Here is a 20,835-nt window from a genome sequence, read left to right on the forward strand (position 1 = left end):
TTTTAATCACAGTGTTTTCCTTTATAAAAATATCGACAAAGTATGCTCTTTTTCCTGTTAATTTGATAAAATAAATAAGTGATTTATTTGGCGGGAGGTGAAAAAACATGTTTAATGTCGAAATGTACAAAGGGACTCGTCAAGAAAACTATCAATTGTTAGTGAAACAATTACAGGCCCTGCTCCATGGCGAGAAAAATCAAATTGCGAATCTTAGTAATACTGCTGCATTGTTAAATCAATTTCTTGATCGGATAAACTGGGTGGGTTTCTATCTCATGGATGACAATAGTGAGCTAGTATTGGGGCCCTTTCAAGGATTGCCAGCTTGTGTTCGCATCCCGCTTGGCAAAGGTGTGTGCGGCACATCTGCTAAGAATATGGAAACCATCCGAGTGGAAGATGTTCATCAATTTCCCGGACATATCGCTTGTGATGCTGCCTCCAATTCTGAAATCGTCATTCCGCTAATTAAGGATGGAAAATTACTTGGTGTCCTGGATATTGACTCACCAGAGAAAAACCGTTTCGATGAATTGGACCGAGAGCAGTTAGAAGGAATTACAGCTATACTTGTTGAGCATTTGTAAATAAAAAACTCGCCGAGGCGAGTTTTTTATATATTCTGTAGTGCCTGCTCTAAGTCTTCTTTTATATCCTCCCATGCTTCCAGACCTACAGACAAACGAAGTAATGTATCCTCTATTCCCATTTTTCTTCGTTCTTCTTTCGGGACGACAGCATGTGTCATCGTGGCAGGGTGCTGTATCAACGTCTCTGCATCCCCTAGACTCACCGCTATTTTTATCAATCTTAAATGATTCATAAATAATTGAGCGGTTTCTTTTGTTCCTTTAATCGTAAACGATATCAAACCACCTGGTTTTTTCATTTGTTTATGCATGATTTTAGTATCATTTTCATAGTCACTGAAGCATGGAAAATAGAGTGTTTCCACTTTTGGATGTGTTTTTAAGTACTCAACAAGCATACTTGCATTCTCACAATGCCGATCCATCCGAACCGGAAGTGTTTTTAACCCCCTTAGTAAAAGCCAAGCGTCAAATGGAGAGATGGTGCCGCCAAAATCCTTCTGCGTTGTTTTTGCTACTCTTTTAATAAATTCACTTGTACCGATTACAAGTCCAGCAATGACATCACCGTGTCCACATATATATTTTGTTGCACTATGAATAACAATATCGCAGCCATGACTGATAGGGGTTTGTAAATAAGGCGAACAAAAGGTATTGTCCACAACGACAGGAATACCACGCTGTTTTGCGACGCTCGCTGCCATTTCTAAATCAACTAATTGCATTGTCGGGTTAATTGGCGTTTCAATATAAATACAACTAGTATTAGGTCGGAGCTCATTTTCCAGCGTTTCACTTGAAGTCATTGCAGAAAAGTCATGGTCAATGTTGTATTTACTCTTTAATAACTCCAGTAAACCAAATGTACAACCATATACGCCTTGAGAACACAAGATATGGTCACCTGTTTTGGTTAAGGCCGTGAGCACAGCAGATACGGCTGCCATCCCAGAGGAAAATGCCAGGCCCGCTTCACCTCTTTCAAGATGCGCCATCCGATCTTCGAGAACTTTAACAGTTGGATTTCCCAGCCGGGAATAAATAAAACCTTCTTCTTGCCCTGCAAATCTCCTTTCCCCTTGTTCAGCACTTGAAAAGGTAAAAGTGGATGTTTGATATAAAGGAGGAACTAAGCTTCCCTTATGCTCATCAGAATGATAACCTGAATGAATTGCTTCCGTTTCAAAACGATAATTTTTATTTTCCAATGTGACCCCTCCTGCTTGTAAACGCTTCCAAATATAGGTTGTTATATCCTATTCATTAACGATAGGAAGGGCACTCAAATCAACTTCATTCAAGTGCCCTTCCATTTATTAGGCCGTTTTCTGTGCAACCACTTTATTTTTACCTGTGCCCTTGGCAAGATAAAGTGCATCGTCTGCCCGTTTGAATAAATATTTATATGTATCATGTTTATCTTTATTCCAATAGGAAACACCACAGGATACCGTTATTTTTGGGAAAGTACATAGTGCTATTGTTTTCACTAGTCTATCGGCTATCGCTAATCCCTCGTCAATTGAAACTCTAGGAAGATAGATGGCTAGCTCTTCGCCTCCCCACCGAGCACCAACGTCATTTCCGCGTATATTCTCTTTGATTAATTTTGCTACCTGAATTAATACATCGTCACCTACCTGATGACCAAATGTGTCATTGATTTCTTTAAAATTATCAATATCAATTAAAATAAAGGTCCCTTCCGGATCATCCTTCATGGAATACTGTATATTTTCATCTAAGAAATTCCGGGAATGAAGTTTGGTTAAATGGTCCGTTATGACCATATGTTGTAGTTCCTCCCTAAGCAATAGATTGGTCAATGCAAGTGATGAATGAAAAAGGAGTGACTGCAAGAGATTAAATGTCTCTAATGTGAAGTAGTTAGGTTTTTGGTGCATCACAATCGTGAATCCTTTTATACTATTGCTTAGAAGGATTGGTACTGCCATTAGGGAATGGAATTTTTTACTGTCATTAATGTGTGGAAGGTTAAAGTCTCCAATAAATATAGATTCTTTTTCTGTTTGTATCTTGGCTTCTAGGAGGTCAGTATAAATCTTTGACTGTTTTGTCAAAAAAAACGGGGTTGTACCTGGAAGTACTCTCAGATTATTGTGATCTTTGGAAAAAAGGAAAAATCCTACTTCCTGGGCATGAAATGTTTGAATAATTTGCTTCGACATAAATTCCATGATTTTATATAAGCGGAAATTTGCATTTAATTCTTGAGAGGTTTCATTCATGGATTGCAGTTCTGAAATGGTCTGTTTAAACTGCTTGTAAATTTGTGCCTCTTCAATTGTGCTGCTAGCTGTATTTGCTAGTAACGTAATCGTGTTAATTGCATGAAATAGCTCCTTATATTTCGTTAACTCTTCTTGTAACTCTTTGGCATCCATATTTATCACCTTTTTATTGCCATTTTCCAATTTTATACATCGATACTATTATAGTAAATAAACAGGTGAGAGTGATAGAGATTTTTTAATTTTTATTTGATTTATTGATGGTTATTCATAGTTTCGTGAATTAACTTGACAGCTCTGCGGGTAAAATTATATAATATTCTTTGTGTAAAATAACTGCAGCCTATGTGAACACGTGAATGGATTCATTTTGTTCCTCATGAGTCAATTGTACTCATATGATGGTGTATCTTGTAACCCTCTGCTGCTAGGGCGAAGGTGCATGAAAACAAAATGGCTATCATTGATGTTTCATAACGGTTTTTATTTTACCAAAATAAAAACACTAAGGAGGAGTCATTCATGGCTCGTTATACTGGCTCTAGCTGGAAAATCTCTCGTCGTCTTGGAATCTCTCTAAGCGGCACAGGTAAAGAATTAGAAAAGCGTCCTTACGCTCCTGGACAACATGGTCCTAACCAACGTAAGAAGCTTTCTGAATACGGATTGCAATTACAAGAAAAGCAAAAACTTCGTCACATGTACGGAGTAACTGAGCGTCAATTCCGTAACCTTTTTGATAGAGCAGGCAAAATGGGTGGGGTTCACGGTGAAAACTTCATGATCCTACTTGAATCACGTCTTGACAACGTAGTTTACCGTTTAGGTTTTGCTCGTACTCGTCGTGCAGCTCGCCAATTAGTTAACCACGGTCACATTTTGGTTGATGGATCTCGCGTAGATATTCCATCATACCGTTTAGCTGCTGGTCAAACAATCACTCTTCGTGAAAAATCACGTAATCTTGATGTTGTTAAAGAAGCACTAGAAGTAAATAACTTCGTACCTGACTATTTAACATTTGATGCAGACAAGCTTGAAGGTACTTTCACTCGCTTACCAGAGCGTTCTGAATTACCTGCTGAAATTAACGAAACTCTTATCGTCGAGTTCTACTCAAGATAATAAGTTCGAAAGAAAGACCGTGCCATTTACTTGGCACGGTTTTTTTATTTTCTTTTTATCCATTTGATTGCCCTTGCATATAAGAATGCAAGTATGGCATATAGGATGACAACCACTGCTGCGGTCAAAAGGCGTTCTGATAATACCCCGTCAGCGTATAGCACTGGTCCTAGTCCAAAGAAAGTAACGAGGAGTAGGAGAATGATAAAAAAAGCATGAATTAGAAACTTCATAATAGTACCTCCTGTTGTGAATCTATAATCATTAACGATGTCGGTACGTTTAATGTTACGTTTTTGATTGTAAACTGAAGTTTGCATTTTAGTGTTAAGCACGTTATTGTGACCGTATTTTTCTATTTCTACTTTTACGGGCACAAATAACGATTTATTGTTACCGTATTTTTATCTTTCCCGCAATTACGGGCACAATTATCAAACGATTGTTGCCGTATTTCCACTCCTGCAAGTCAAGTCCTAAAGAAAACCGACCTAAAATCAGGCCGGTACTCTACAATATTAATATCTAATAAGCGTGTACTTCTTCTTACCTCTTCTAATAATCGTAAACTGCCCTTCAATCCGGTCAGACTCTTGTAATTCATAAGATGTATCTGTAATTCGCTCACCGTTTACTGTAACGGCGCCATTTGAAATGTCCTCGCGTGCCTGGCGCTTGGAAGGTGAAATTTTCGCTGCCACTAATAAGTCAACCAAGTTGCCCTCTACATCTGCTGCATTAAATGATGGTACATCTTTGAACCCTTGCTCGATTTCAAAAGCGGATAGACTTCGAACATCACCACTAAATAATGCTTCCGTTATTTTAATCGCCTGCTGTAACGATTCTTCCCCATGAATCAAACGAGTCATTTCCTCCGCCAAAGCCTTTTGAGCCTTACGTAAATGCGGTTCCTCTTGAACGGACTTTTCTAAGCCTTCGATTTCTTCGTGTGACAAGAAAGTAAAGTACTTTAAGTATTTAACTACGTCCGCATCTGCGGCGTTGATCCAGAATTGGTAGAATTCATAAGGAGTCGTCTTTTTAGCGTCAAGCCAAACTGCTCCGCCCTCTGTTTTTCCGAATTTAGTACCGTCCGCTTTTGTAACAAGTGGAATGGTTAATCCAAATGCCTTAGAACCTTCCGGCTGCATTTTACGAATCAATTCAAGGCCGGAAGTGATATTCCCCCATTGGTCACTTCCTCCAACCTGTAACTTACAGTTGAAATTCTCATAAAGGTGATTGAAATCCATTGCTTGGAGAATCGTGTAGGTAAACTCTGTAAAGGAAATCCCTGATTCAAGTCTTGAAGCAATTGTATCCTTTGCAAGCATATAATTAACCCCAATATGCTTCCCAATATCTCTTAAAAACGTAACGATATCCATGGATCCAGCCCAGTCATAGTTATTCACCATAATAGCCCCATTTTCACCATCAAAGTCAAATATCGCAGCTAACTGTTTTTGAATGCCCACTACGTTTTTCTGTACAGCTTCTAGTGTTTGGAGATTACGCTCTTCACTTTTTCCACTCGGATCACCAATCAGACCTGTTGCACCACCAACTAAAACAACTGGACGATGTCCGTGCTGCTGAAATCTTCTCAGCGTTAAAAACGGCACCATGTGACCGATATGCAAACTGTCTGCTGTTGGATCAACTCCACAGTAAAGGGAAATTTTCTCCTTTCCCATTAAATCTTTAAGACTCTCTTCATCTGTCTGCTGGTAGATAAGTCCCCGCCAAGCTAAATCCTGTAATAAATCCATGTCATTGTCCTCCATTTACTCAAAATAAAAACAAAAAGCGCCCCTGCAAAATTGCAGGGACGCATATACGCGCGGTACCACCCGGCTTGAGGAATGAATTCCTCCAACTCGAAAAATTAACGGTTTTTGACCGTTCTCCGCTACTTCTATATTCACGGGGAAAGCTCTGGGACGTAATTCACTCTTCTATTTGTATCAGCTTACACCAGCCGCTGACTCTCTATTAACAGGGATAGAAGAACTACAGTAGATTCCCTTCAACGCTTGATTATTTAATTTATAACTTATAGAATTTTTACCATAATATACTTCTGTTGTCAAACATGAACTGGTAATATCAGAAAAATGTAGAAGTTTGTCATTTTTATAATCCTCATTATGCTATAATATATGTGATTTTAAACGAGGTGATTCTATGAATGATAAATTGCAAGCATGGAAAGCGAAAGCAAAGTCCATACCCAGCTTGTTTACCCATAAAAAAACTGTAAAAGGCGCACGAATTACCTACCAGGTATTTTGGAACCTTTTGCTGCTAGTTATGACGGTCGTCATCCTAGGGGGAGCATTTGCAACGGGTGTGGGTGCGGGATATTTTGCCTCGCTTGTTAAGGACGAACCTGTCCGGTCTTACGACAGCATGAAAAAGGATATTTATAATTATACAGAAACTTCGGACTTATATTTTTCTGATAATGTTTATCTTGGAAAGCTGAGGACAGATCTTGAACGTGAAGAGGTAAAAATTGATCAAGTATCTGATTTCCTTATAAAAGCAGTCATTGCAACGGAAGATGAGTATTTTTATACACACAAAGGTGTTGTGCCAAAAGCTGTTTTTCGTGCACTTTTCCAAGAGGTAACCAACTCTGCTGTTCAATCAGGCGGTAGTACTTTAACACAGCAATTAATCAAGAACCAAATTTTAACAAATGAAGTTTCATTTGAAAGAAAAGCAAATGAAATCTTACTTGCCCTTCGCTTAGAGAAATATTTTAGCAAAAAGGAAATTCTTGAAGCGTATTTAAATGTTTCAACCTTTGGAAGAAACTCATCAGGTAAAAATATCGGTGGCGTTCAAGCAGCTGCAAAAGGCATATTTGGAAAAAATGCTAGTGAATTAACTCTTCCACAAGCTGCCTTTATTGCAGGTTTACCACAAAGTCCCTTTGGGTATACACCTTTTACTCGAGAAGGTACAGTAAAAAACAATTTAGAGCCAGGGCTTACTCGTATGAAGACCGTTCTAAAACGAATGTATGATGGCGGTCATATTGATGAAACACAGTATGCAGAAGCGTCCGCCTACGATATTACAAAGGATTTTGTTCCAGCAGGAGAAAATCCTCTTGAAAAATATCCATACTTATCATTTGAAATTGAAAAGCGAGCTGTCGAAGTATTAACCAATGTATTGGCGAAAAATGATGGCTATGATGAGACAGCTTTAAAGGAAGACGAGAATCTTTTTTATAAGTACAAAACATTAGCAAAGCAAAATTTAAGACAAAATGGATACGAAATCCATACAACGATTAACAAAGAAATATATGATGTATTTCAAGAAGTAAAAAATAACTACCCGCATTATGGACCTGCTAAGGCAGAACAGAAACTTGATCCGGAAACGAATGAACCAATTACTGTTATGGAACCAGTTGAAGTAGGCGCAATGCTCATTGAGAATAAAACAGGTAAAATTATCAGTTTTGTGGGTGGAAGAGACCATAATCAACAAGAATTGAATCATGCAACGGGTGCTGTTCGTCAAAATGGTTCTACCATGAAGCCTTTACTTGTTTATGCACCTGCTATAGAACTTGGAAAAGCTTCACCAGGTACTCCATTACCGGATGTAGCTTTAAGACTTGAACCCTCTATTTCGAGACCATGGCCAAACAACTATGACAGACGATACAGCGGGATTACTTCAGCAAGACATGCACTAAAGAAATCTTATAACGTTCCAGCTGTTAAGCTATACAAAGATATACTTGATCAGCAGCCTGCAAAATATCTTGAAAAAATGGGCTTTACCTCCCTAAGAAGTGAGGATTATACCAATCTCTCAACTTCTATTGGATCAATGAAAAATGGGGTAACTGTCGAAGAAAACACCAATGCATTTGGTACCTTTGCAAATCAGGGTAAATTTATTGATGCGTACATGATTGAAAAAATAGTGGATAAAAACGGCAAGACTATCTACCAGCATGAGGTAAAACCAGTCGATGTTTTCAAACCGCAGACAGCATTTTTGACGCTTGATATGATGCGGGATGTAATCAAAAGTGGTACTGCAGCTGGTCTCAACAGTAAATTGAAGTTTAGGGCCGATTGGGCAGGTAAAACTGGGACTGGACATGATTATCATGACAATTGGTTTGTGGCTACCAACCCAAATGTAACGTTTGGAATCTGGAATGGCTATGATACGCCGAAGTCATTAAAAACTGGCGGGATGTCCTATTCACAAAGAACGAACAATTTATGGGCGGCATTAATAAATGCAGCATATGACATTAAACCTGAGTTAATTAGTCCTGCTGAATCATTTCCTGTACCAGCAGGAATTGTAAAGCGCTCGTACTGTGTCGTTTCAGGCCTGTTGCCTTCTGATGCCTGTTCAAAGGCAGGGTTAGTCGAAAGTGATTATTTTAACGCTGATAATGTTCCTACAAAACGAGATGATAGTTTAATTGCTGGGAACTATGTGCAAATTGGCGACAAAAAGTATTTGGCATTAGATTCTACACCAGCCGAATTTTCGCAGCAAGGAGTCATCCTAAATCCTGACTTCATTGCGCAAATGGTTGGAAAGAATTTTAGCAATCCTAGTCAGCTAATACCTAAAATGGATCGTTGGGCAAATATTTTAGTTTCTAATAATAAAATAGTCGATAATGGCAAACACCCTGATGGTGTGACGCTTTCACTATCCGGTAACAACCTTATTTGGTCACAGCCGGCCGATAATGATATCGTTGGGTATCGTGTGTATCACAATGGTAAAAAGGTCGCAAGTATCAAAAGCGGTTCAAGCCTTTCCTTCACTGCTTCAGCCGGTTCTTATTATGTTGCGGCTGTAGATATTGCTGGGAAGGAATCACCTCCCTCTAATAAAGTGGATGTTGGAGTTACACCTATTGAATAACGGAAAAAGGAGCTTGGAAAGATTCCCAAGCTCCTTTTTTTAGGCTGTCGAGGAGGTATTGGCAGCCTTTATGGTTTTTGGCAATGGTTTAAAGTGGACTAGTGCTGATTCGTGTATTGAGGACAAATCTTTGCTCGGTGCTCATGCGTTTCGTCCTCAAGCCCCTGTATTGAGACAAATCTTTGCTCGGTGCTTCTGCGTTTCGTCCTCAAGCCCCCGTATTGAGGACAAATCTTTGCTCGGTGTTCATGCGTTTCGTCCTCAAGCACATGTATTGAGGACAAATCTTTGCTTTGTGCTCATGCGTTTCGTCCTCAAGCCCCCGTATTGAGGACAAATCTTTGCTCGGTGTTCATGCGTTTCGTCCTCAAGCCCCTGTATTGAGGACAAATCTGACCAACGGCTAGAACAATTTGTCCTCAAGCCCCTGTATTGAGGACAAATCTTTGCTCGGTGCTTCTGCGTTTCGTCCTCAAGCCCCTGTATTGAGGACAAATCTTTGCTTTGTGCTCATGCGTTTCGTCCTCAAGCCCCCGTATTGAGGACAAATCTTTGCTCGGTGTTCATGCGTTTCGTCCTCAAGCACCTGTATTGGGGACAAATCTGACCAACGGCGCGAACAATTTGTCCTCAAGGCACATAAAAAAATAATGCCTACAAAAATACCTTTTCTCTACATTCTGAAAAAGGAGCTTGGAAATCCAAGCTCCTTTTTCCGTTATCTTCCTACTATGACGATTCACTTTTTTGATAATTTCTAATTGGATAGAGTGCTTTTTCAAGGGTAAGTAGATTTTTTTCCGTTATTTCCGCTTTCCTTGGGATTGGCTTGTACATATCATGTGGATCATCCCAATGTGCAGGAAGAGTAACTGGTGCCTTTGCTTGCCAGAAATCCAGCCAATCCTTCGGCAAGTTGCCATAACAGTTTGATTTTTCAGTCATCTCCATCCATATAAGTGCCCAGGCTCTCGGGACCACCCTCCAAATATCATAGCCCCCTCCGCCGACTGCAATCCACTTACCTCCACAATATTGATGGGCAATTTCATGAGCTAGCTTTGGGATTTCACGATAGATTTTCATGGAAGCAGATAAATGAGTTAGGGGATCATAATAATGGGTATCAGCCCCATTTTGAGTAAGAATAACGTCTGGCTTAAAAAAATCAGCTACTTCCTTCAATGCTTGAGTATAAACCTGAAGCCATGATTCGTCCTCTGTAAATGCATCAACAGGAATATTAAATGAATACCCGTAACCTTTTCCTTGACCTCTTTCATTAACATTACCGGTGCCTGGGAACAAGTATCTACCTGTTTCATGAATAGACAAGGTACAAACATTGGGATCATCATAAAAGGACCATTGAACACCATCTCCATGATGGGCGTCGGTATCAACATAAAGAACCCTGGCATTATATTTCTCTTGCAAATATTTAATAGCTACTGAACTATCATTGTAAATGCAAAATCCAGAGGCTTTTCCTCGAAAGCCATGATGTAATCCCCCTCCTAGGTGTAGAGCATGCAGCGCTTGACCTGTCATGACTTGATCAACCGCCGTTAATGTTCCTCCAACAAGGAAGGCGCTGGCTTCATGCATATTAGGGAAGATAGGAGTATCTTCAGTACCTAACCCATGGTTTTCAGCCACTAGCTGCGGCAGCTGTCCCTGTCCAGCCATTTTTACTGCCTCGATATAGCTTGGGTCATGAACAAGGCTTAGTTCTTCCTCTGTTGCCATTCTAGGAGGAACTACAAAATTATCATCCAGGGCATTTAATCTATGCAGCAAATCAACAGTTAGTTTGAGACGAAACTGATTAAAAGGATGATTACTGTTAAATTTATATTTCAACAAGTCTTCTGAAAAAACAAATGAACATTGGTCAGTCATAGGGATACACCTGGCAGATTGGGCCATAGAACGTCATAACCAGATTGCTTTAAATCTTGGATAAGCGCCGTAGGATTCATCGTTTGTAACCTTATAACGAGAATCTTAAATTGGTCATCCTTTTTGTCAGGATAAACGAGAACACTCAGGATATTTGCTTTTCGTCCCTTTATGATACTTGTAATATCACTAAGCTTTCCTGCAAGATTTGGCACCCTTATTTCAATTTGGGAACCAGGCTGGTGCGCACCAGTTAACTCCACAAGTGTTCTTAATAAATCCGTTTCAGTCACGATTCCTACCAGTTTCTGATCATTTGTGATCGGCAGGCAGCCAATTTTGTGTTCATAAAAGAGAGCTGCTATTTCCTCTACAAAATCGAGCGGATGACCAGTAATAACGTCTTTTTTCATGATAGATTCAATTGGTTTTTGCAAATCCTCCAAATGCTCGTTTGCACGAAATATTGATGGTGCAGCCTCGCGAATATCTGATAGGGTTACAATACCAACTAGCTGTTGATTGGCATTAATCACAGGTATATGCCGAATTTTTCTTTCTTCCATTAATCTCAATGTGTCAGCAATTGATACAGCTGGAGTAACTGTGTAAACCTTCGTTTTCATAATCTCTTCAGCAATCATCCCAAATACCCCCCTCGGTTCATAAAACGGAGACGGTCAAACCGTTGTATCGTCTCTACATCCACTCTTTTGCCAATTCTCGCCATCAGGCAGTTTGCAGGGTGTGAACAAATCTCAGGATCATCGGTGGCATACCATTGGAGCCCGCCAGCATTCATCATTTTCTCCATAATTTTACGATACTCCCAAACATTTAGCCCTGTTCCCTTTAAGTCCCAATGCCAATAATATTCGGTTGTAATGATTAAGTAATCCTCCATGGCATCATCCATCATCGACACTGTGAGAAGATTTTTTCCGACGGAGCAGCCCCTAAATTTAGGAATTACTTCTATTGCTCCTAATTCAATTAAATTATCCATTCTGTCTTCTGACCATCGTTCAAGAGGGTCAGGAAAAAGATATGTCACATAACCTACGATGGTATGGTGATGTCTAGCAATTATGATTCTTCCTTCTTCTAACTGGGCAATTCCAACTAAAGCTTGATGCTGCTGTTCTGGCTGACGAAAAGCGGTAAGATGTTCATGAAATTCATATCCAGCAAGTTTATCTGAGGAAATAGGACCCTCAATGATTAAGTTACCATGGGGAGTTTTTAATTCTTTGGCATTATACGTTTTTTTGTGTTCCATCCCTACACCACCTGAAAAATCATTCGCGAATCACTTCTATTATACATAATTTCATTCTATATTTAGCACCTTTACATAATTTTCGTCTTATTTTGTGTTAATTTTACAAAAAGATAAAATTATTTTAAAATTAAGAATAGTTTCTGCTATAATAATTTCATACCATCAAAAGGGGGAATTGGAATGAAAGTGGAAAAGCTGCCGGTCATGCAAGGTGAGCATAACTTAGCGAACTATGATCAAACGTATAAAAACTTTAGTTGGGAGGAGACTGAAAGGGAATTCTCTTGGCATGAAACGGGTCTTGTTAATATGGCCTATGAAGCAATTGACCGTCATACAGAAACCTTTCGAAAAAATAAAGTAGCTCTTTATTATCGCGATAATTCTCGAAATGAAAAGTATACGTTTAAAGAAATGAAAGAGCTCTCAAATAAGGCCGGCAATGTCTTAAAAACATATGGAGATGTAGAAAAAGGCGACCGCGTTTTCATCTTTATGCCTCGCTCACCAGAACTATATTTTACCGTTTTGGGTGCAATTAAGCTTGGGGCCATTGTGGGTCCATTATTTGAAGCTTTCATGGAGGGGGCCGTTAGAGATCGTTTACAAGATAGCGAAGCGAAAGTACTGGTTACTACTCCTGAACTATTGGAACGTGTCCCGGTTGATGAGCTGCCAGCATTAAAACACATTTTCCTTATCGGTGAAAATATTGAAGAACAAGGACCATACCTTAACTTTTTGAGTAAATTCGAGACTGCAAGCAACAAGTTAAGAATTGAATGGGTTGACCGTACAGATGGTTTGATTCTTCATTATACTTCTGGTTCAACTGGTAAACCTAAAGGCGTTCTGCATGTACATAATGCAATGATTCAACAATATCAAACAGCCAAATGGGTTCTGGATCTGAAAGAAGATGATGTGTACTGGTGTACAGCTGACCCAGGCTGGGTAACCGGAACATCCTACGGAATTTTTGGACCATGGTTAACAGGAACATCTAATGTCATTGTTGGCGGTCGCTTTAGTCCAGATACTTGGTATAAAATGATTGAAGACTTCGGGGTGACTGTTTGGTATAGTGCCCCAACTGCTTTCCGAATGTTAATGGGAGCAGGAGATGAACTTGTTAAGAAATATGATTTAAGCAGCCTTCGTCATGTATTAAGTGTTGGGGAGCCGTTAAACCCTGAGGTTGTAAAATGGGGTGTGAAGGTCTTTAACAAACGTATACATGATAACTGGTGGATGACGGAAACAGGCGCACAACTTATTAGTAACTATCCATGTATGGAGATTAAACCAGGCTCAATGGGTAAACCGATTCCTGGTGTCGTTGCTGCAATCGTTGACGACCAAGGCAATGAACTTCCTCCTTATCGTATGGGGAATCTTGCGATTAAAAAGGGCTGGCCATCCATGATGCACTTAATTTGGAATAATCCTGAAAAATATGATTCCTATTTTATGCCGAGCGGCTGGTATTTCTCAGGTGATTCTGCGTATATGGATGAAGATGGATACTTCTGGTTCCAAGGCCGGGTTGATGATGTTATTATGACCTCTGGCGAGCGCGTTGGACCATTTGAGGTTGAAAGCAAGCTTGTAGAGCACCCTGCGATAGCTGAAGCCGGGGTAATTGGAAAGCCTGACCCAGTACGCGGGGAAATCATTAAAGCATTCATTGCGCTAAGAGATGGATATGAGCCATCTGATGAGCTGAAGGAAGAAATCAGGGTTTTTGTAAAAAAAGGACTAGCAGCACATGCAGCTCCTAGAGAAATCGATTTCCGAGATAAGCTTCCGAAAACGAGAAGTGGTAAGATTATGAGACGTGTTTTAAAAGCATGGGAGCTTAATTTACCAACTGGTGACCTTTCAACGATGGAAGACTAATAAAAAAGCGTAAGCGCCAAGGCGCTTACGCTTTTCTTTTGTCCAGCTCCAGCACCAAGACGCTTACGCTTTTCAATTTAATTTGTTGATTGACGGTGTTCAATGCGGTGTGGAAGAATAACCGTTTGCTCTTCTACTTCTTCTTTGTTCATAAGTTTAGTAAGTAATCGCATTGCAACAGCACCAATATCATATAATGGCTGAACGAGTGTGGTTAGCTGCGGACGAACCATTAGGGATAGTCTGGTATTATCTGAAGTGATTACTTCAAAATCCTCAGGAATTTTATATCCTTTATCTTGGGCACCATGAACGACACCCAATGCCATTTCATCTGATCCAACAAGAATTGCAGTTGGTCTGTCTGTGGCTTCTAATAATTTTTCGAACGCTTCAACGCCCGAGTCATAGGTATAATCACCTTCTACGATTAGCGCATCATTATAATCCATTCCAGCTTCTGCTAATGCTCGTTGATACCCCTTAAGTTTTTTATGGAGATTTCTTGGTTCTTGTAATGGTCCAACAACGAATGCAATATTTTTATGTCCTTTATCAATAAATTCCTTTACTGAGTCATAAACTGCTTGCTCATAATCAATATTAACAGAAGGAATCTGTTCAGATTCTTCAATCGATCCAGCTAAAACAATTGGTACTGGTGACTTTCCAAATTCCACTACATGTTCCTCTGTAATATTGCCACTCATAAATACAAGCCCATCCACTTGTTTACCAAGCATTGTATTTAATAAGTGTAATTCTTTCTCTTTGTTTTGGTCGGAATTGCTTAAAATAATATTGTACTTATACATGGTTGCAATATCTTCAATTCCACGTGCTAATTCTGCAAAAAAGATATTCGAAATATCGGGAATAATTACCCCAACAGTTGTAGTCTTCTTACTAGCCAGTCCCCTAGCAACAGCATTTGGCCGGTAGCCAAGTCTTTCAATTACTTCTAAAACCTTTTTGCGGGTAACAGGTTTAACATTTGGATTACCATTGACAACACGTGAAACGGTTGCCATTGAAACATTTGCCTCCCTGGCAACATCATAAATTGTAATATTCACGTTTTACACTCTCCTTAAAAAACGATACGTATTTTTCTTATTTTACAGCATTCTTCAATGATTTAGTCATTGTGATAAAATATACAAACTTTTATATGTATTTAATCATACGATAAGTACAAATAAGTCGCAATTGTATTTGTTCTCATTTTCACTATATTTTCATTAAATAATAAAAAAAGACCTCCGCTAGACAACAACAGAGGGTTTTTCACTTATTTAAATACGAACAAGGTTGGAAGCTAGTAGTTCATTATAGAACGTATCAAACTGATCAAGATTCATTTGCTGCTGTGCATCAGAAAGAGCTACTGCTGGATCTGGATGAACCTCTGCCATAACGCCATCTGCACCTATGGCAAGTGCCGCTTTTGCACATGGAAGGAGTAAATCTCTTCTTCCTGTTGAGTGAGTGACATCGACCATAACTGGTAAATGTGTTTCTTGCTTTAGAATCGGTACAGCAGAAATATCAAGCGTATTTCTTGTTGCACGTTCGTATGTTCGAATTCCACGCTCACATAAAATGATTTGCCCATTACCTTGCGCCATAATGTATTCAGCCGCATTTATAAATTCTTCAATCGTCGCCGCAATTCCTCGTTTTAAAAGAACAGGTTTATTTACTGCGCCTGCAGCTTTTAGTAATTCAAAGTTTTGCATGTTGCGTGCTCCAATTTGGATTACATCAATATAATCAATAGCCATCTCAATGTCAGCAGGATTTACAATCTCACTAATAACAGCCATATCGTATTCGTCTGCTACTCTTTTTAGAATCTTTAAGCCTTCCACGCCAAGACCCTGGAAATCATAAGGAGAAGTTCTAGGCTTATAAGCACCGCCGCGAAGTAGTTTCAATCCTTTTTCCTTCATTGCTTTTGCAACTGTTGCGACTTGTTCATAAGACTCAACTGCACATGGACCAAACACAAAATGTTGTTTCCCGTCACCGACAGTTTGACCTTTTATATTAACAATCGTATTTTCAGGTTTCTTTTTTCTAGAGACTAGAAGTGCTTTCTGATGGTCATCTTTTTGCAAATCTAAGCCTGCTTTGAAAATTTCCTTAAATAAATGGTCAATTGTTGCATTATCAAATGGCCCGTCATTATGCTCTTTAATAACATCCAGCATTTTTCTCTCACGCACTGGGTCGTATTTGAAAACACCTTGACTTTCTTTAGCCTTTCCAATCTCTTGGACGAGCTGAGCCCTTTCATTAATTAATTTCAACAATTCTAGGTTTAGATCATCAACACGTGTCCTTAATAGTTCCAAATTACTTTTGCTCAATTTTAGTCCCCGTCCTTTCGATAGCATGACAGATTCCTCATCAAGGCTGCGGTACCCTGCCAGCTAGCTCCCTTAGAAATAAGTTGTTAGAAAAATTTAATAATTAGGCTCATTATATCCAAAAAGAATTTGTTTGTCACGCTTTTCTTTAATGATTAAACGCTTTTAAGCACTAAAGTGAAATGTTGTATTCTTAGTCATTCTATGCATAGATATACCAAAGTTGACTACAAATTATTTTCAACTTTTGCTGTTTTTAAAGACTTATTGGTGATTTTCCAATGTGAAGTATTCCAGACAGCCTCACCTTTATTAAATAAAAGTACTTGAGGTGATTCATGTTTTATTTCAAATTTCTCAGCAATTTCAGTTGATAAAGGACGAGCTTCTTGAACGGCTAAATAATAGGTTGGAACGCTTTCATCTTCCCCTGAGAATTTCTCGTATTCCTTGTAAGCTGCATCACTAATCGGACATGTTATACTATGTTTTAAAAGAAAAAATGGCTCATCCTTCTTTAGTACATCTTCAAATTGTTCAAAAGTATCAATTTTTGTTAACATATACTTCCCTCCAAAAAAATAAACGGTGAAGTAATTCTATCACTTCACCATTACTGTTACAAATATTTAGATTGCCTAATGGGTTACTTTGTATTCTTCCTCTTCGAATGCTTTTTTGGCCTCTTCTAATTTTTTTCTTATCGCTAGTTCGTCTACAGACCCTTCTGATTTAGGAACGTCACCGATTGGAATGTAGTAATCATCTTCTACTTCTTCATCTGCTGCCTTTGTTTTATTCATAAGTTGTACCGTTTTTTCCTTTAATGTTCCCGCCTGACTGTTAAGCGTGCTTCGAAGCTCTTTCCCTGATTTTGGTGCTAAGAAGATGGCTGCTGCTGCACCTACTAATCCGCCGATAAGTGCTCCAAGTAAAAAACTGCTTGATGATTCCTCCCGCTTGCTTTGGCTGGCTTCCCGCATTTCATAATCCTTACTACTCATTATGGAATCCTCCCTTAAATATAATAAAAATTATCTTGACCTAACTCTCTTCATCGCTTCGGTATTGCTCGCCTTTTTTGCTTCCTTTTTCTCATTCCATTTATCTTTTAGTTCAAAAAAGATGTTACTCCATTGTACAATTTGGGAAACTTTTTCTTTATTTTCCTCCACATGTATATCAAATGAATTGGTTAAATTCCTTAAGGAACCATTGAATTTACTGACAGTTGCCCCAACGTCTTTTACCGCTGTGACAACACTATTTAAATTCTGTGATTTCTCCTGAATATCTTCCGCTAGTGCATTCGTTTTTTGTAATAGCTCTGTTGTTTCTTTCGTAACGCCATCCAATTGTTTTTCTAAACCACTTAACGTAGTTGAAACACTTTGAAGGGTTCCTTGGAGAGATTTAAGTGTTTTTGATAAATAAATCACAAGCACTAAAAACGCAATCGCTATCAATGCGACACTAAAGTATAAAATGATTTCCATATTTTTTACCTCCGTATATACCTTATGTATTACCTAACTATTCACCTGTTAAACCTAGAAAGGATCTAATACTACTTCAAGATGATTGTCTCATTTTCCTGCCAGGGATTACAATACGTTTCACTTTTAAATGTTAAAATTTATCAAAATCCTTGGTAATCGGTTACAATAGATGATATGGTTTAACATTTTTCGTTCTAGGAGGCGTAAACATGAAAGATCCTCGTATTGATAAATTAGCAAAAAATTTAATTAATTACTCTGTAGAGCTGCAAAAAGGTGAAAAGGTTTTAATTGAAAACTTTGGTCTGCAGCGTGAACTGGTAACCGCACTAGTGAAGGAAGCCTATCTTGCTGGCGGATACCCATTTGTACTGCTAAAGGATCAGCAGGTAGATCGTGCTCTGCTGCTAGGTGCACAGGAAGAACAATTTAACATGATTGCTGATTTTGAAGCAAATGTCATGAGCAAAATGGATGCATACATAGGACTTCGTTCTGGTGATAACATTAATGAGCAGGCAGACGTACCAGATGATAAGGTCAAGATTCATGGAAATACAATCGGTAAAAAAGTCCACCGTGACATCCGAGTACCAAAAACAAAATGGGTGGTCCTTCGTTACCCAACATCCAACATGGCACAGCTTGCAAAAATGAGTACGGAGGGCTTTGAAGATTTCTATTTTGACGTTTGCAATTTGAATTATGGAAAAATGGACAAGGCAATGGAGAGCCTAGTTGATTTGATGAACCGTACAGACAAAGTTCGTCTAACGGGTCCTGGAACGGACCTCAGCTTTTCTATAAAGGATATCCCTGCTATTAAGTGTGCTGGTCAAGCAAATATCCCAGATGGAGAGGTTTATACTGCGCCTGTGCGTGATTCAGTTAATGGTGTGATCACCTATAATACGCCATCCCCTTACCAAGGGTTTACTTTTGAAAATGTAAAGCTAACCTTTAAGGATGGAAAAATTGTTGAGGCTGTTGCGAATGATACAGAACGAATCAATAAAATATTAGATACCGATGAAGGAGCACGCTATGTTGGAGAATTTGCCATCGGTGTGAATCCATATATCTTAAATCCGATGCAAGATATTTTGTTTGATGAAAAAATTGCAGGCAGCTTCCATTTTACTCCTGGTCAATGCTATGATGAAGCCTTTAACGGAAATCATTCGAATATTCACTGGGATATGGTTAACATACAGCGCCCAGAATACGGCGGGGGAGAAATCTATTTTGATGATGTCTTGATCCGCAGAGACGGGCTTTTCGTCATTCCGGAACTAGAAGGATTAAACCCAGAGAATTTAAAATAGAAAAGCGGAAGCGCCTTTGGAACAAGCACAGCTTGTTCCTGCGAGGATTAATCTAAGGAGCTTTCCTTAGTGCCCAGGCGCTGGAGCTATACAATAATAAAACAAAGGATGTCAGTTGGACTGACATCCTTTGTTTTTATAAGGTTAATTGGTTTTCATAGGATTCTTGGAATTTTTGAATATCTCCAGCACCCATAAAAATAATTACACTATTTTGATGTTTCTCAAGCAGCGAAGTATTATCTTCTGATAAGATTTCCGCACCTTCGATTTTTTTCTGCAGGTCGTTAATAGTCAGTTTCCCATGATTCTCCCGGGCGGATCCGAAAATTTCACATAAATAGGTTTTATCAGCAAGTCTCAAGCTTTTTGCAAAGTCCTCAAGAAATGCTTGCGTTCGGGAAAACGTATGAGGCTGAAATACAGCAACAATTTCACGATCTGGGTATTTTTGATTGGCCGCATCAATCGTTGCTTTAATTTCTGTTGGATGATGGGCATAATCATCAATCAAAATTTGTGACCCTATTCTTTTCTCGGTGAATCGACGTTTCACACCTTGGAAAGTGATTAATTGTTCCTTTACAATCGCAACATCAATTTCCTCATAGTGACACACACCAATAACAGCTAGTGCATTTAAAACACTATGCTCACCAAAGGTAGGGATTGAAAATGTATCATAGAATGTATTCCGAATAAATACATCAAAGCTGGTTCCGCTTGTAGTCTTTACAAGATTTTTGGCTTGATAATCATTTCCCTCTTCAAAGCCATAAAATAAAACAGGAACCTTTGCTTGGATTTTTTGAAGTTGTTCATCATCCCCATAAGCGAAAATACCCTTCTTCACTTGAACGGCCATTTCCTGGAATGCTGAAAACACATCATCAATATTGGCAAAATAATCTGGATGATCGAAATCAATATTTGTCATAATTGCATAGTCTGGAAAATAGGACAAAAAGTGTCTTCTATATTCACATGCTTCGAAAACAAAATATTTAGAGCCTTCTTCGCCCTTACCTGTACCGTCACCGATTAAAAACGAAGTTGGCTTAGCACCTTTAATGACATGGGCAAGCAGACCTGTTGTTGACGTTTTACCGTGTGCACCTGTTACGGCCACACTTATAAAATTCTGCATGAAATCGCCTAAAAATCGGTGGTAACGAATAATTGGTAAACCGAGCTTCATAGCCTCTTGAATTTCCTCATGTGTATCAGGAAATGCATTACCAGCAATAATGTTCATCCCCGGTTTAATGTTTTCCTTTTGAAAGGGGAGAATCTTTATTCCTGATTGTTCAAGGGCCAGTTGAGTAAAAAAGCGCTTTTCGACATCGGAGCCTTGTACATCGAAATTCATATCATGGAGAATTTGTGCTAATGCACTCATTCCTGACCCCTTTATACCTACAAAATGGTAAATAGTCATATAAAGAACCTCCAACCAACGTCTATCTGTAAAACAGTATATGACATCTATCTTGAAATGCTAATTTTTAAACCGGAAAGCGGAAGCGCCTTGGCGCTTTAACTTGCTAACGGAAAAAAGTCTATATTTGAATCACATTTAAGTATTATAACATTGTTTATCAATAAAAACTATTTGATACATCTTCACATCTTATTTTTTGTTCAAGTTATCAAA

At 38.9% G+C, this 20,835-nt stretch carries 18 protein-coding genes and 1 other annotated feature; of the genes, 5 read left to right on the top strand and 13 right to left on the bottom strand.

The window, feature by feature from the left end; translation table 11 throughout:
• The first annotated feature begins 107 nt into the window (after positions 1-107).
• Entirely contained in the window at positions 108-590 is a 483-nt protein-coding gene (locus tag AC2TFD_RS23855) for a GAF domain-containing protein (RefSeq protein WP_335515668.1), read from the top strand.
• A 26-nt stretch (positions 591-616) separates the two neighbouring features.
• Here AC2TFD_RS23855 and megL read toward each other — a convergent pair whose 3' ends face one another.
• Both megL and AC2TFD_RS23865 read right to left on the bottom strand, forming a co-directional pair.
• On the bottom strand, positions 617-1,804 hold the full coding sequence (gene megL / locus AC2TFD_RS23860; RefSeq protein WP_484674103.1) for a methionine gamma-lyase: 1,188 nt from the start codon (positions 1,802-1,804) through the stop codon (positions 617-619).
• A gap of 108 nt (positions 1,805-1,912) precedes the next feature.
• Positions 1,913-3,001 carry a sensor domain-containing diguanylate cyclase gene (locus tag AC2TFD_RS23865; RefSeq protein ID WP_335515674.1) on the bottom strand — a complete coding sequence of 363 codons (1,089 nt, stop codon included), beginning with the start codon at positions 2,999-3,001 and terminating at the stop codon, positions 1,913-1,915.
• Between the two features lie 369 nt (positions 3,002-3,370).
• Here AC2TFD_RS23865 and rpsD point away from each other — a divergent pair, with 369 nt between their 5' ends.
• Positions 3,371-3,973: a 30S ribosomal protein S4 gene (gene rpsD / locus AC2TFD_RS23870; protein ID WP_335509178.1), complete on the top strand. Its 603-nt coding sequence runs from the start codon at positions 3,371-3,373 to the stop codon at positions 3,971-3,973.
• A gap of 44 nt (positions 3,974-4,017) precedes the next feature.
• Here the strand turns inward: rpsD and AC2TFD_RS23875 are convergent, their stop codons facing one another.
• Both AC2TFD_RS23875 and tyrS read right to left on the bottom strand, forming a co-directional pair.
• Positions 4,018-4,206, bottom strand: coding sequence for a DUF6954 family protein (locus tag AC2TFD_RS23875; protein WP_335520154.1), 189 nt, complete (start codon positions 4,204-4,206; stop codon positions 4,018-4,020).
• 285 nt (positions 4,207-4,491) lie between these two features.
• Positions 4,492-5,748: a tyrosine--tRNA ligase gene (gene tyrS / locus AC2TFD_RS23880; protein ID WP_335520156.1), complete on the bottom strand. Its 1,257-nt coding sequence runs from the start codon at positions 5,746-5,748 to the stop codon at positions 4,492-4,494.
• Positions 5,749-5,800: 52 nt separating this feature from the next.
• Positions 5,801-6,018, bottom strand: a binding site (T-box leader).
• Positions 6,019-6,163: 145 nt separating this feature from the next.
• Here tyrS and AC2TFD_RS23885 point away from each other — a divergent pair.
• The gene (locus AC2TFD_RS23885) at positions 6,164-8,902 is read left to right on the top strand and encodes a transglycosylase domain-containing protein (protein WP_335567181.1); all 2,739 of its coding nucleotides are present in this window, start codon (positions 6,164-6,166) and stop codon (positions 8,900-8,902) included.
• A gap of 729 nt (positions 8,903-9,631) precedes the next feature.
• Here the strand turns inward: AC2TFD_RS23885 and AC2TFD_RS23890 are convergent.
• Genes AC2TFD_RS23890 through AC2TFD_RS23900 form a run of 3 tightly spaced genes read right to left on the bottom strand, consistent with a single transcriptional unit; the run spans position 9,632 to position 12,083 of the window.
• Entirely contained in the window at positions 9,632-10,804 is a 1,173-nt protein-coding gene (locus AC2TFD_RS23890; protein WP_335514357.1) for an acetoin utilization protein AcuC, read from the bottom strand.
• A complete protein-coding gene (locus AC2TFD_RS23895) occupies positions 10,801-11,448 on the bottom strand; it encodes an acetoin utilization AcuB family protein (RefSeq protein WP_335514361.1) in 648 nt (215 codons plus the stop codon). Before AC2TFD_RS23895 ends, AC2TFD_RS23890 begins: the two co-directional genes overlap by 4 nt.
• The gene (locus tag AC2TFD_RS23900) at positions 11,445-12,083 is read right to left on the bottom strand and encodes a GNAT family N-acetyltransferase (protein ID WP_335514365.1); all 639 of its coding nucleotides are present in this window, start codon (positions 12,081-12,083) and stop codon (positions 11,445-11,447) included. The genes AC2TFD_RS23895 and AC2TFD_RS23900 overlap by 4 nt, the downstream gene beginning before the upstream one ends.
• 183 nt (positions 12,084-12,266) lie before the next feature.
• Between AC2TFD_RS23900 and acsA the strand changes: the two genes are divergently transcribed.
• A complete protein-coding gene (gene acsA, locus AC2TFD_RS23905; RefSeq protein WP_335514368.1) occupies positions 12,267-13,985 on the top strand; it encodes an acetate--CoA ligase in 1,719 nt (572 codons plus the stop codon).
• A gap of 77 nt (positions 13,986-14,062) precedes the next feature.
• Here acsA and ccpA read toward each other — a convergent pair whose 3' ends face one another.
• From ccpA to AC2TFD_RS23930, 5 genes are all read right to left on the bottom strand, one after another.
• Entirely contained in the window at positions 14,063-15,061 is a 999-nt protein-coding gene (ccpA, locus tag AC2TFD_RS23910) for a catabolite control protein A (RefSeq protein WP_335514370.1), read from the bottom strand.
• A gap of 219 nt (positions 15,062-15,280) precedes the next feature.
• A complete protein-coding gene (locus tag AC2TFD_RS23915; protein ID WP_335514373.1) occupies positions 15,281-16,357 on the bottom strand; it encodes a bifunctional 3-deoxy-7-phosphoheptulonate synthase/chorismate mutase in 1,077 nt (358 codons plus the stop codon).
• A 227-nt stretch (positions 16,358-16,584) separates the two neighbouring features.
• Positions 16,585-16,920 (bottom strand): bacillithiol system redox-active protein YtxJ, encoded by a 336-nt coding sequence (gene ytxJ / locus AC2TFD_RS23920; protein WP_335567182.1) that lies wholly within the window; start codon positions 16,918-16,920, stop codon positions 16,585-16,587.
• Positions 16,921-16,995: 75 nt separating this feature from the next.
• Entirely contained in the window at positions 16,996-17,361 is a 366-nt protein-coding gene (locus AC2TFD_RS23925) for a YtxH domain-containing protein (RefSeq protein ID WP_335567183.1), read from the bottom strand.
• A gap of 30 nt (positions 17,362-17,391) precedes the next feature.
• On the bottom strand, positions 17,392-17,853 hold the full coding sequence (locus AC2TFD_RS23930; RefSeq protein ID WP_335567184.1) for a DUF948 domain-containing protein: 462 nt from the start codon (positions 17,851-17,853) through the stop codon (positions 17,392-17,394).
• 212 nt (positions 17,854-18,065) lie between these two features.
• Between AC2TFD_RS23930 and AC2TFD_RS23935 the strand changes: the two genes are divergently transcribed.
• The gene (locus tag AC2TFD_RS23935) at positions 18,066-19,181 is read left to right on the top strand and encodes an aminopeptidase (RefSeq protein ID WP_335567185.1); all 1,116 of its coding nucleotides are present in this window, start codon (positions 18,066-18,068) and stop codon (positions 19,179-19,181) included.
• Positions 19,182-19,317: 136 nt separating this feature from the next.
• Here AC2TFD_RS23935 and murC read toward each other — a convergent pair whose 3' ends face one another.
• Complete coding sequence (gene murC, locus AC2TFD_RS23940) at positions 19,318-20,619, bottom strand: UDP-N-acetylmuramate--L-alanine ligase (RefSeq protein WP_335515737.1); 1,302 nt, start codon at positions 20,617-20,619, stop codon at positions 19,318-19,320.
• Positions 20,620-20,835: the final 216 nt, after the last annotated feature.

The sequence above is a fragment of the Neobacillus sp. plas4 genome, from assembly GCF_057221695.1.

Excerpts from the sequence above, each read along its gene's own strand:
- AC2TFD_RS23890 (WP_335514357.1), bottom strand. The coding sequence starts at position 10,804 with ATGACTGACCAATGTTCATTTGTTTTTTCAGAAGACTTGTTGAAATAT.
- acsA (WP_335514368.1), top strand. The coding sequence starts at position 12,267 with ATGAAAGTGGAAAAGCTGCCGGTCATGCAAGGTGAGCATAACTTAGCG.
- AC2TFD_RS23865 (WP_335515674.1), bottom strand. The coding sequence starts at position 3,001 with ATGGATGCCAAAGAGTTACAAGAAGAGTTAACGAAATATAAGGAGCTA.
- AC2TFD_RS23900 (WP_335514365.1), bottom strand. The coding sequence starts at position 12,083 with ATGGAACACAAAAAAACGTATAATGCCAAAGAATTAAAAACTCCCCAT.
- rpsD (WP_335509178.1), top strand. The coding sequence starts at position 3,371 with ATGGCTCGTTATACTGGCTCTAGCTGGAAAATCTCTCGTCGTCTTGGA.
- AC2TFD_RS23895 (WP_335514361.1), bottom strand. The coding sequence starts at position 11,448 with ATGATTGCTGAAGAGATTATGAAAACGAAGGTTTACACAGTTACTCCA.
- murC (WP_335515737.1), bottom strand. The coding sequence starts at position 20,619 with ATGACTATTTACCATTTTGTAGGTATAAAGGGGTCAGGAATGAGTGCA.
- AC2TFD_RS23855 (WP_335515668.1), top strand. The coding sequence starts at position 108 with ATGTTTAATGTCGAAATGTACAAAGGGACTCGTCAAGAAAACTATCAA.
- AC2TFD_RS23875 (WP_335520154.1), bottom strand. The coding sequence starts at position 4,206 with ATGAAGTTTCTAATTCATGCTTTTTTTATCATTCTCCTACTCCTCGTT.
- ytxJ (WP_335567182.1), bottom strand. The coding sequence starts at position 16,920 with ATGTTAACAAAAATTGATACTTTTGAACAATTTGAAGATGTACTAAAG.
- tyrS (WP_335520156.1), bottom strand. The coding sequence starts at position 5,748 with ATGGATTTATTACAGGATTTAGCTTGGCGGGGACTTATCTACCAGCAG.
- AC2TFD_RS23930 (WP_335567184.1), bottom strand. The coding sequence starts at position 17,853 with ATGGAAATCATTTTATACTTTAGTGTCGCATTGATAGCGATTGCGTTT.
- AC2TFD_RS23925 (WP_335567183.1), bottom strand. The coding sequence starts at position 17,361 with ATGAGTAGTAAGGATTATGAAATGCGGGAAGCCAGCCAAAGCAAGCGG.
- AC2TFD_RS23885 (WP_335567181.1), top strand. The coding sequence starts at position 6,164 with ATGAATGATAAATTGCAAGCATGGAAAGCGAAAGCAAAGTCCATACCC.
- AC2TFD_RS23935 (WP_335567185.1), top strand. The coding sequence starts at position 18,066 with ATGAAAGATCCTCGTATTGATAAATTAGCAAAAAATTTAATTAATTAC.